This is a genomic window from Mycobacterium sp. (genome assembly GCF_049281135.1).
GTDB lineage: Bacteria > Actinomycetota > Actinomycetes > Mycobacteriales > Mycobacteriaceae > Mycobacterium.
This window is the reverse complement of the sequence record NZ_JBAPRN010000705.1, coordinates 1-10,792: the sequence shown is the minus strand read 5'-3', so window position 1 is coordinate 10,792 and position 10,792 is coordinate 1. Positions and strand designations below refer to the sequence as shown.

Genomic DNA, 10,792 nt, shown 5'->3' with positions numbered 1-10,792 from the left:
CTCCGCCACCGCCGCCCGTTGCGCAGGAACCGCCACCTCCGCCACCGCCGCAGCAGCCTGAGCCGGATTTGCCGGCGGCCGTCCCTCCGCCTGTGCCGAGGCGGACGGTGGTCACCGCCCGGCTCACCGGTGCGTTGCAAAAGCTGCTGCCGCGACGGCCGCAGCCCCGGCCGCACGAGCCCGCACCGACCACTCAGCTGCAGCAGCCCGCGCAGGAGGAGATCCCGTCGCCGTCGACGGAACGGGTGAGCATCACCGGTGCGCTGCAGGCGCGTCGGGTGCGGCTGAGCGTCGACGGTGAGCAGGCGCTGGCAGATCTGTCCTTCACCGCATCGCCGGGCACGGTGACCGCAGTCGTCGGGCTTTCGGAAGCGAGCACGTCCGCTCTGGTCGACGTACTGGGCGGCGCGATCCAACCAAGCGGCGGCACAGTCGATTTCGACGGTCACGATGTCGCCGCAGATGACGTGCGACCGCATGTCGGACTGGTGCCGCATCACGATCTGCTGCATCCGCAACTAACCCTCGAGCAAGCGTTGCGTTATGCCGCCGAATTGCGTTTGCCACCAGGCACTTCCGCTGATCGCCGCCGCGAAGTGGTGCGCTCGGCACTCGAGAAGATGGGGCTGAGCTCGCTACGCACCGTCAAGGCAGGCAAGCTGACGGTTGAACAGCGAAAGCGCGCATCGCTGGCGGTGGAATTGCTGACCGAACCGTCGCTGCTGGTATTCGACGAGCCGACTGTCGATCTCGATTCCGCAGCGGAACAAGAGATGTCAGAAACGCTGCGGCGACTCGCCGACGAGGGCCGTGTCGTCGTGGTGGCGACGACCGCGCCCAGCAACCTCGACGCGTGCGACCGGGTGTTGGTGCTGACGCCGACGGGCATACCGGTGTTCGCCGGGGCACCTTCGCAGATCGGCACGCAGCTGGGCTCGACCGACTGGGCGGTAATCCTCAAGCGTGTCCGCTCAGATCCATACGGCGCACACGACGAGTACCTGGCCCGCCAACAAGATGCACCGGCCGCGGAGCCGGAGCCACTGGAGTCCGTCGAGCACCCCGCTCCGCCGCCGCTCCCAAGCCTGTTGCGCCAGAGCATCATCTCAGCTCGACGACAGGCCTGGTTGATGGCGGCCGATCTGCGCTATTTCATCTTCCTGACCATCCTGCCGCTGCTTATCGGCGCGATCTCGCTGCTGGTGCCCGGGGACGCCGGCCTTGGCCCTGCGAGTCGGTACGGCAGCAGCCCCGACCAGGCCGTCGAGATCCTCGCGGTGCTCGCCGTCGGCGCCGTCCTGATGGGTACGGCGCTGGGTATCCGCGACCTGTTCGGCGAGCAGCGCATCTATCGGCGCGAACAAGCGCACGGTCTGTCCGCGTCGGCATTTCTGGCCGGCAAGGTCATCGTCTACAGCCTCACCGCCATCGTCCAGACCGCCGTCATCACCATCGTCGCGACCGTCGGCACAGGAGCACCCGCCCACGGCGGCGCTTTACTCGGCCACGGCAAGCTCGGGGCGACCGTCGAGTTGTTCATCGCGCTGGCCGTCACCGCCATCGTCTCGGCGATGGTCGCGCTTTCCGTCTCATTTCTTGCGACCTACTCGGAGCAGATCCTGCTGACAGCCGTGCTGATCGTTCTGATCTCGATGGTGTTCGCTGGAGCGCTGTTCCCGATATCCGGCCGGTTTCCGCTGGAGCAGATCGCCTGGCTGGTGCCGTCGCGATGGGGTTTCGCCGCCGCGGCTGCCACCGTCGACGTACACGCGGTCAATCCGCTTGCCGAGGCCGATGACTCATGGAAGCACTCGTCCGGCCAGTGGCTGCTCGACATGTGCGCCCTGATCGGCCTCGGCGTTGTCGCAACCGCCGCGCTGCGCTGGCGATTGCGGCGGCCGTCGCGCCGGCATCAACTCCCGTTGATCTCCGACCACAACGCTCTATAGCAATGTGACGCCGCGCTGTGCGGCGCGAAAGCCGTCACCGGCCCTCGATGTTCGGCCATCTGCTCGATGATCGACAACGCCGGAATCGCGGTCGTCAGGATTCCCTCTCGTTCGGTGGACAGTTGTTGCACCAGGTCGCAGTGCAACCGCTTGCGCCGGTCCACCATCGAGAAGAACGCCTGCACCTGTGGCTGGCGGCCGTCGAAATCGCTGACGAAATTTGTCAATTGATCGAACGTGCGAACCGACAACGTTGCCGGGATCATCGGCACCAGCAAGGTATCGACGGCGTGCAGGACGTTTTCGGACAACAACGAAATGCTGGGTGGACAGTCGAGGAAGACGATGTCGTACTGACCTTCCATCGGTCGCAACAGCTGACGGATCCGTCGCGTCGGCCGCTTCATGTCGTCGAGCTGTACATCCATATTGCGGTAGCTGAAATCGGCTGGCAGCAAATCAAGTCCGTCGAAATCGGTCGCCTTGATCGCATCGTCGAGGGTTCGCGAGCCGTCGACGAGAGCCCGGCCGCCGCCCTTGACTTTGGGCCGAACCCGGAACATGTAGGTCGCCGCGCCCTGCGGGTCGAGGTCCCACAGCAATACGTTGTAACCGCCTTGCGCAGCAAGGTGCGCCAGGTTTACCGCCGTCGATGTCTTGCCCACACCGCCTTTGATGTTGTACGTCGCGTAGATCTTCATCAGCGCACGAGTGCTTTCACCAGGGCCCGGTTTTCGTCCGCCAGAAACGGTTGCAGCCGGCCGGCCAGCGCGGCCCGCGCGTCCAGCTGATGGGTGTCGAGTTGGGCAGCCATCTCCCCCATCGCCAACACCGTCTCCGGCGGTGCCGCCCCCTGCTCCATCATCGCCGCGGCGAATTCGCGGACAGCTTCGCGCTGCACCTCGCCGTCCTGAAAATCGCCGAGGGTGTCCTGCAGCGACTTGAGCTCTTTGAGCAACCGACGATGTGCCGTCTTGGCGCACAGCGGCCGGAACACCTCCAGCAGGTAGCGCAGCTCCTTGCACCGCTTGCGCAGTGCATGCACGTCGTCGCTCGGCGATTCCTCGGTGATTCGTTTACCGCGCCGCACCGCGTTCTGGTACGCCCGCGTGATGCGCTGACGCGCCAACATCGCGACCGTCGGGCCGCCCTCGGCGTCGGCGCTCACCTGGGCCAGCGCCTCGCGCCAATCGGCCATCAGCTGCTCGAAACGCCGTGATCGCAGTCCGCGCACCAGGCGCCGCCGTTCGGCAGCGCGGTGCCGCACCAGAAACGAATGGAACGGGTCGAGGTCGTGTGGAGCTGCCGACGTGAGTCGAGCAGTCATGGTGTCGAACTCGAGCAAGTACACATCGAGGTCGCGGACCGGCGTCGTCAGATCACCCAGCCATTTGAATTCCGGCTGGAACCGCTCGGCCAGGTTCTCGGGCAGTACGTCGCCGGCGAGCTTGAGAATCGAACGAGTCCGACGCACGGCAACCCGTAGATCGTGCAGGAATTCGATGTCGATCGACGCGATGGTGCCCGGCACATTCTCCTCGATGGCCGCCGCAAACCCCGCCAGCATCTCCGCAACCGCCACCGCCGCAGGCGTTTCGGCCCGCAGCTGCGGCGTGCTGCCGTCTCCGTTGACGGGGCCGCGGCTCGCGTGGATCAAAGCGAGGTCGTATGGCGTCGTCGTCACCGCGGTGAGCCCGTCCACGCGGGCCAGCAGACTCGTGATCCGGTCACCGGCGGCGTCGTAGCCGCGTAGCGGCTGGATCCGCAGTTGACTGGTGCCGTCGTCGACGCTTTCGGTCAGCAGCCGGGCAACGGTCTTGTCATCGGCATTGAGCACGCGGCTTTCCTGGGCGGCGCAATGCACGGTGACAACCGGTACCAGCGCACGCGGAGCAATGATCGGTGCGAGCGAATCGCGGAGCGGCCCGGCGGGCAGATCATGCACCTGAGCTGGCCATTTCAGTCCGGCCAGCGGGGCCTGAAGCCGGGATCCATCGGGCAACTGCAGGATCAGCGGCCCACCATCGACGTACTCCAGCGAAATCCCCGCGGAGTGCAGCCGCCAATCAAAGGTATCCACCCAGGTGCGGGAGACCGTCTGCTCCGGTCCGGCGACCACGGCGAACCGGGGCTGCAAGGCCGCGGCGACGACCGCCATCTCAACCGCGCCCTCCTTGCTGAAAGCGCGGGTAGTCCTTTCCATGTCACACCTTCCATTGGCCACTTGCGGGTGGCCGCGGAGCAGACTATAGACACCTTTGGTTAACGGAACGTTCAACTTGGTGTCCGAGCCGTCGAATGTCGGCTGACCTGCCGGAGGTTCGTCCGGCAGCTGATCCTGATCGGTTAACGTCGGGTATGACCACTACTGCGGAACATCTGCGCAACTCGCTGGACGGACGTTGGCGCGATGTGAAGAACCAGATGCGTGAGCGGCTGACCGATGAGATCTTCCGCCCGCACTACACACCGAACACGGTGATCGCCCGTACCAAAGTGGCCGAGCAGTTGAGCATCATGGCCGCCGCGGGCGCAGCCGACGACGGCTTCCGCAAAGAACACGGCGGCAACGGCAATGTCGGGGCGGCGGTCACGATGATCGAGATGCTCGCGATGTCGGATCTGTCCCTGATGGTCAAGGCGGGCGTGCAGTGGGGCCTGTTCGGCGGCGCAGTGGAGAACCTGGGCACCGAACGCCACCACGAGGCGTACGTGAAGAAGATCATCAACCTCGAGCTGCGCGGCTGTTTCGCGATGACCGAGACCGGACACGGCAGCGACGTCCAATCACTCGAGACGTCGGCGACCTACGACGCCGCCACCGAGGAGTTCGTGATCCACTCGGAGACGCCGAACGCCCGCAAGGACTACATCGGCGGCGCCGCCGAAACCGCGACCATCGCAGCGGTATTCGCGCAACTCATCACCACCGAGAACGGCGAACAAGTCAACCACGGGGTGCATTGCGTACTCGTGCCGATCCGCGACGCCGAGGGCAATGATCTTCCCGGCGTCACGACATCGGATTGTCAGTACAAAGGCGGACTGCCGGGCGTCGACAACGGCCGCATCGTCTTCGACCACGTCCGTGTTCCGCGGGTGAACCTGCTGAACAAGTACGGCGACGTGGAGGCTGACGGCACCTACAACTCACCGATCGAGAACCCCAACCGGCGGTTCTTCACGATGATCGGCACGCTGATCCGCGGCCGGATCACGGTCGGCGGCAGCGCCGGCAACGCGGCGCGGGTGGCGCTGGACATCACGACCCGATATGCCTTGCAGCGCAGGCAGTTCAGCGCACCCGACGACGACGGCGAAGTGCTGATCATGGACTACCTGGTGCATCAGCGCCGGTTGTTCCCGTTGATCGCGAAGTCGTATGCGTTGCAGTTCGCCCAGAACGAGCTGGTGGCCAAGTGCCACGACCTGCAGACGGCCGACTCCCCCGATGCCGAGGAGCAGCGGGAGCTGGAGTCGCGGGCCGCCGGCCTGAAAGCCGCGAACACTTGGCACGCGTCCACCGCCATACAGGAGGCCCGCGAAGCCTGCGGCGGCGCGGGCTACATGGCCGATAACCGGTTGATCGCGCTACGTGCCGACACCGACGTGTTCACCACCTTCGAGGGTGACAACCACGTGCTGACTCAGCTGGTCGCCAAGGAGCTGCTGACCGCCTACGCCGACGACATCAAGGGCATGAGCCCGGTGGAATGGGTGCGGTTCGCCGCCAACTTCGCCGGCGAACGGGTGCTGAAACGCACTGCGGCCGAGACGATTATGCAAAGAATCATCGATGCCCGACAGGACAACGAAGAAGAAGGCAGCCTGTTCAACCGCGGCACCCAAGTGCAGATGTTCGAGGACCGCGAGGAATACATGATTGCCTCGGTCGCGCGTCGGCTGCAGGCCAAGTCGAAAGAGATGTCGGCGTTCGATGCGTTCAACTCCGTACAGGACCACGTACTGCACGCCGCGAAAGCACACATCGACCGAGTGGTGCTGGAGGCGTTCGTGGCCGGGATCGACGCCTGCGAAGACGACGAGGCGCGTGAGATACTCGAGCTCGTCTGCGACCTCTACGCGCTCACGGTGATCGAGGACGACAAGGCCTGGTATGTCGAGCACCGATACCTGTCCACCGAGCGCGCCAAGGCAGTCACCCGCGGCATCAACGACCGGTGCCGGCTGTTACGCCCCTACGCGCGAACCCTGGTCGACGGGTTCGGCATCCCCGAGCCGCTGCGATACGCCGAGATGCTGCACCCCGAGAACCTGCCCCAGCCGACTACTGATTCTGATTCGGCACTGCACCACGGGTGACGAGTTTCCCGCCCGCGGCAAGACTCACGTCGATAGTTAAATTCAGGGCAAGTCAAGCGAGGACCTCGACCCACTGCCGGTTTGACCGGCTGGCCGGCACACCAGCGCGATAGGCTTGACCATCTTGACGAGGATCAGCGACGGAGGGTCAGTCAGATGGATCCGAACCCGGACTATGACGGCAGCGACGAGCTGCAATACGGCATCGCGTCGTACGCCTGGCTCCTCCGGGGTGTCTACCCGCCGCCGGCCTACGTACCCGATTTGGGTAACGCCGACACCGGCGGATAGTTCAGCTTCGCTGCTGAGTCACTGCGGCGGCGGCACGTATCCGCCGGCCGAGTTGCGCAACTGGCACAGCTGGGCCGGGCAGTAGATGTTCACTGCGTTCGAGATGATAATTGCTTGAGTACTCGTCGTTGGGCATGTCGTAGATGAACTCGATGTCGGAAGCCGGAACGGCGTGCGCCGGCAGCGTTGATGCCCCCTTCATCCGGGTTGCCCGTACACGGCGACAAGTACGCTGCGGTCGAAACTGTTCTCGGACCACACGCCGATCTGAGTGTTGGCGCAATTCGACATGATCGCCATGTAGTCGGGGCGGTAGTACCAATTACCCATGACATCAAGGTCATTGATGCTCAGCGACTGGTTGATCGCCACGGTCTCGGCGACGGTGCCGTTGTAGCCGGCGCCGCGGGCACGGTCGGCCACCGACGATCCGTCGGACCCGATGTCAGCATCCAGCCCGCGATTGTTGAGCACATCGACCGTGTGGCGCTGCGCAGCGGCCTGCAGCTGCGGGTTGATCTTCAGGTTGGTGTTGCAGCCGGCCTGCCTCTTGATGGTGTCGACATTGACCACGATGCCGTTGTTGAGCCGGTCGTTGTTGCCGGGAACCCCGGGAGCGGCCGATGCAACGCTGATCACGCTGGCGGCAATGAGCGCGGTGCCCACCGCCAACAGTGTCGAGATGAGCTGTACGCGTTGGCGAATGCGCTTGTCGGTCATGTCATCTCATCTCGTCGCATCGCTAGCGGATGTTCGCGGCGAGGTCGCCGGACATTGCACCGAGCTGGTGTCCCCACGTCGGCCAGTCGTTGCCGCCGCCACGGCCCAGGTCGAAGTGGCCGTTCTTACCGCCGACATCTCGATAGTGGGAATAGAACTGCGCGTTGGTGCCTTGTGAGACATCGCCGTAACCGGCCATCGCCCCCTGGTCGGTCGGCGCACCACTGCCCGGGCTGTAAATCCAAAGCCGCGCATCGTTGTCCACCAGTTGCTGGATGTGCTGATTGGGCGAATGCCACTTCCAGCGACCCAGCTGCGGCAGCCCCCACATGTGATCGGTATTGGCTCCGCCCTGTCTGAGCGCCGCGGTGATGGTCCCGTCCACACCGGTGCGTTCAGGGGTGAGGAATCCCGAGAACGACCCGGCATAGCGGAACCGATCAGGATGGAACGTGACCAGCGCTGCCGCCGCGTAACCGCCTTGGGAGACACCGACTACACCATGTCCGCCCGGAGCCAAGCCCTTGTTGGCGGCCAGCCAATCCGGCAACTCGCTGGACAGGAAGGTCTCCCACTGCTTGCTGCCGTCCTGCTCCCAGTTGGTGTACATGCTGTAGGCGCCACCTGCCGGCGCCACTACCGAAATACCCTTGCCGGCAAGGGTGTTGAATCCGTTACCCGCCGTCACCCAGTTACTCACATCTGGTCCCGCGTTGAACCCGTCCAAGAGATATGCGGCGTGCGGGCCGCCGGCCAGGAAGGCCACCGGGATGTCCCGGCCCATCGATGGTGACGGCACCAACAGACTCTCGAAGCCGGCCGCCTTCGTGGTGCCCGTTGCGCCTGAAATCGGGCTTGCTGCAACGCATCCGATTGCCAGCGCGATAGCCGAAAGTCGCCGGAAACCCGTCGACACACGTTTCATCCCTGCCTCACTTGTCCATCGCTCACACGGGGTCGAACTGCGAGATGAGCCATCGACCGTCGATCTTCTCGAGACTGACGCGCACACTCGACGTGCTCTGCGTCGGCGCATCGGTGCCGATGGTGGTGGTCTGGTCGACGAAAACCAGTACCACCGCGTGCTTTCCGGTCGCCAGTACCGACGCCGCCGCGGGCACGGTGGCCACCGCCGTAATGTGCTGCTGTTTGGCTCCGGGCGCGACGACGTCATTCACGAGCTGCGTGTATTGCCGGCGGAAGGGCTCGGAGAGACGGTCTGCGGCAGCCTTCAAATCGCGGTCCACGGTTTCGGGCTTGTACGACAGGATCGCAACAGTGCTCTCGGAGGCCGCCCGCACCGATGCCTCTGCGGCCGCGTGCGATTCCCGCGCCGTGCCGTCGAGCCATTTCAGATAACCGACCCCGAGGGCGAGAATCAACGCCAGCACCGGCAGTCCCGCAACCAGCAGACGTGTCCAGGAGAAGCGCCTGCTTCGCTGGACCGGCGCTTCCGCCGAGTCGTCTTCGCCTTCTACTTCTTCGGGGTCGAGCAGGTCCGCCTCGTCGGCGACGGGGTCGGTGTCATCGGACATCGCGGAGTCATCCTCCTGCGCCGCTAATGCGGTTCGGCTACTCACGGTACGAACTCCACATTCGACACCTTGGCGCCATCTCCTGTCTTGTCAACGGTGAGACGCATCCGCCATCTGCGCGGCTCCTGGTCTGGCGGGGCCCCGGCCATCGACGTCTTCACCGCAACCGCGACAAGCACTTGCGCCTGGTTCTTCGCATAAGACAGCAGACCTGCTTCGGAGATGGTGCCCTCCGATCTGGACTGAACCTTCTTGACGACTTCGACGAATGGTTGGGAGCGGTTCTGGAATTCGTCGTGGAAGGCGCCGGTAGCCGAATCCAGGACCCGCTTGATGTCGGCATCGACCTCGGTGTAGTTGATCGAGGTCAAGTTGATCGCGGTCTGCCGCGCGACTTGCACATACAGGTTGCGCTGCGACTGCACCTGATTGTCTTGGTGGATGTGGAATCCCAGCCAGCCTCCCAGGCCGAGCAAAGCCACGATGATGGCGATTCCGACGGTGATCGGTCTGGGAATGCTCGAAACCCAGCTCGGCACCCGCCTCTTGGTGTCGTGGTCGGCGTCATCTTCGGCGTCGATGTCCTCAGCAGTGCTTTCGACGTCGACTTGGTCTGTGCCGATTAGGGATTCGGCATCTACGGATTCGGCTTGCGCGGCGGCACCATCATGCTCTGCCATGTCTTACCTTTCGAAGTAACGGCCAAGTCGGACTCGCTGTAGGCGCGGCCGTCCGGCCCCACATAATTTCCGGTCGCCGGGTCATAGGGAATTGCGAGCGCCGGTTTCGGCGCCGCCGGATCAACCGGGGGGTGCCAGTGCTCGCCCGGCGAATACGGTGGCCCGCCCTTCGGGTACTGCGGCACACTCTGGCCGCTCAACGTCGCGTTCGGATCACCCTTCCAGAACAGACCGTCGTTCAGCGGGACGTACTGCTCGTCGCTTTCGCACATCTCAACGGTCGGTGCACGCTTGCCCGGCTTGGTCTCGCAGGGAACGTTACGAACGCCGCGGACGTTCATGTCGGAGTTCTGCGGGATACGGCAGTACAACTCGCCGTTGGTGCGGTCGGGATAGTCCTCGCGCACGGGGATTCGCTGCTGCTGCACCGGCAGGAACCCGGCGTTGCATGGCGGCGGCGAGTTCAGGTTCAAATTGAAGTCGAGATAGATGCCTTTGTAGTCCATCTTGGCTACTCGGTCCGGCACGATGATCGACGACATCACCGCGGTCCCCTGCGGGAACATGACCAACAGCTGCTCGAGGTCGTTTCGGTAGTTCAGCGCGATCGTGCCCAGACTGACCAAGTTGGCGAGCAGCACCGGCAACGTCGGCGCCAACCGGTCGAACAGCGCGGTGCTTTCGTCGAGCGCCGGACCGGCGGTGTTGAGCAGGTCGGCGAACCTATCGTCTTGTGCCTTCACCTGACTGGTGATGGCGTTGACCCGCCGCGCCCACGTCGCGATCGAATCCGACGTTCGCACCTGGGAGCTGGCTACCGGGGGAAACTCGTCGATCAGCCGGGAGAACGAGTCGGAGGTCTTACCGGCGTCGATCGCCAACGCGGTGCCACCGTCGACGAGCCGGGACAGTTCCGGCCCCAGACCCGCGACTGCCTTCGAGGCTTCATCGACGACGGTGTGCAGGTTGTCCTGCGGGATCGCCGCAAGCGCCTTATTGGTTGTGTCCAGCAGCGAGCCGATGTCGACGGGGATCTGTGTCTTGCCGACCGCGATCACATCGCCGTCGCGCAATTTCGGGCCGGTGTCAGTGCCGTGACCGGAATGCGGTGTGAGTTCCAGGAACTGCTCGCCGACGGCCGAGCGGCTGTGCACCGCGGCCGTCACGTCGGAGGGAATCGCGATGTCGGATTTCAGCGAAAGGATGGCGCGCACCCCGTTCTGGGTCACGTCGACCGACTTGACGCTGCCGACCTCGCTCCCGCGATAGTTCACCACCGACGTCTGATACAAAC

9 protein-coding genes and 1 pseudogene are annotated in these 10,792 nt (G+C 64.4%); 3 read left to right on the top strand and 7 right to left on the bottom strand.

Annotation, left to right across the window (positions count from 1 at the left end):
• On the top strand, positions 1-1,949 hold a 1,949-nt coding region (locus WAN02_RS28095; protein ID WP_422268570.1), incomplete at its 5' end, for an ATP-binding cassette domain-containing protein.
• Here the strand turns inward: WAN02_RS28095 and WAN02_RS28090 are convergent.
• Positions 1,913-2,650 carry a ParA family protein gene (locus WAN02_RS28090; RefSeq protein ID WP_422268568.1) on the bottom strand — a complete coding sequence of 246 codons (738 nt, stop codon included), beginning with the start codon at positions 2,648-2,650 and terminating at the stop codon, positions 1,913-1,915. The two genes, WAN02_RS28095 and WAN02_RS28090, sit on opposite strands and share 37 nt — an antisense overlap.
• Positions 2,650-4,152 (bottom strand): CHAD domain-containing protein, encoded by a 1,503-nt coding sequence (locus WAN02_RS28085; RefSeq protein ID WP_422268566.1) that lies wholly within the window; start codon positions 4,150-4,152, stop codon positions 2,650-2,652. The genes WAN02_RS28090 and WAN02_RS28085 overlap by 1 nt, the downstream gene beginning before the upstream one ends.
• A gap of 155 nt (positions 4,153-4,307) precedes the next feature.
• On the opposite strand from WAN02_RS28085, the gene WAN02_RS28080 reads away from it, so the two are divergent.
• Together WAN02_RS28080 and WAN02_RS28075 are read left to right on the top strand one after the other, a co-directional pair.
• Entirely contained in the window at positions 4,308-6,272 is a 1,965-nt protein-coding gene (locus WAN02_RS28080) for an acyl-CoA dehydrogenase (protein WP_422268564.1), read from the top strand.
• 156 nt (positions 6,273-6,428) lie between these two features.
• Positions 6,429-6,563: pseudogene (locus WAN02_RS28075) on the top strand (hypothetical protein); the annotation flags it as partial.
• Positions 6,564-6,761: 198 nt separating this feature from the next.
• On the opposite strand, the gene WAN02_RS28070 reads toward WAN02_RS28075, so the two are convergent.
• The 5 genes from WAN02_RS28070 to WAN02_RS28050 all read right to left on the bottom strand — a co-directional run.
• Positions 6,762-7,283 (bottom strand): CAP domain-containing protein, encoded by a 522-nt coding sequence (locus WAN02_RS28070; RefSeq protein ID WP_422268562.1) that lies wholly within the window; start codon positions 7,281-7,283, stop codon positions 6,762-6,764.
• Between the two features lie 22 nt (positions 7,284-7,305).
• Positions 7,306-8,208, bottom strand: coding sequence for an alpha/beta hydrolase-fold protein (locus WAN02_RS28065; RefSeq protein ID WP_422268560.1), 903 nt, complete (start codon positions 8,206-8,208; stop codon positions 7,306-7,308).
• A 22-nt stretch (positions 8,209-8,230) separates the two neighbouring features.
• Positions 8,231-8,863, bottom strand: coding sequence for a hypothetical protein (locus WAN02_RS28060; RefSeq protein ID WP_422268558.1), 633 nt, complete (start codon positions 8,861-8,863; stop codon positions 8,231-8,233).
• Complete coding sequence (locus WAN02_RS28055; protein WP_422268556.1) at positions 8,860-9,498, bottom strand: hypothetical protein; 639 nt, start codon at positions 9,496-9,498, stop codon at positions 8,860-8,862. Before WAN02_RS28055 ends, WAN02_RS28060 begins: the two co-directional genes overlap by 4 nt.
• Positions 9,456-10,792, bottom strand: a 1,337-nt coding sequence (locus WAN02_RS28050) for an MCE family protein (protein ID WP_422268554.1), incomplete at its 5' end; no start/stop codon positions are given. The genes WAN02_RS28050 and WAN02_RS28055, both read right to left, overlap by 43 nt.

Excerpts from the sequence above, each read along its gene's own strand:
- WAN02_RS28065 (WP_422268560.1), bottom strand. The coding sequence starts at position 8,208 with ATGAAACGTGTGTCGACGGGTTTCCGGCGACTTTCGGCTATCGCGCTG.
- WAN02_RS28055 (WP_422268556.1), bottom strand. The coding sequence starts at position 9,498 with ATGGCAGAGCATGATGGTGCCGCCGCGCAAGCCGAATCCGTAGATGCC.
- WAN02_RS28090 (WP_422268568.1), bottom strand. The coding sequence starts at position 2,650 with ATGAAGATCTACGCGACGTACAACATCAAAGGCGGTGTGGGCAAGACA.
- WAN02_RS28085 (WP_422268566.1), bottom strand. The coding sequence starts at position 4,152 with ATGGAAAGGACTACCCGCGCTTTCAGCAAGGAGGGCGCGGTTGAGATG.
- WAN02_RS28080 (WP_422268564.1), top strand. The coding sequence starts at position 4,308 with ATGACCACTACTGCGGAACATCTGCGCAACTCGCTGGACGGACGTTGG.
- WAN02_RS28070 (WP_422268562.1), bottom strand. The coding sequence starts at position 7,283 with ATGACCGACAAGCGCATTCGCCAACGCGTACAGCTCATCTCGACACTG.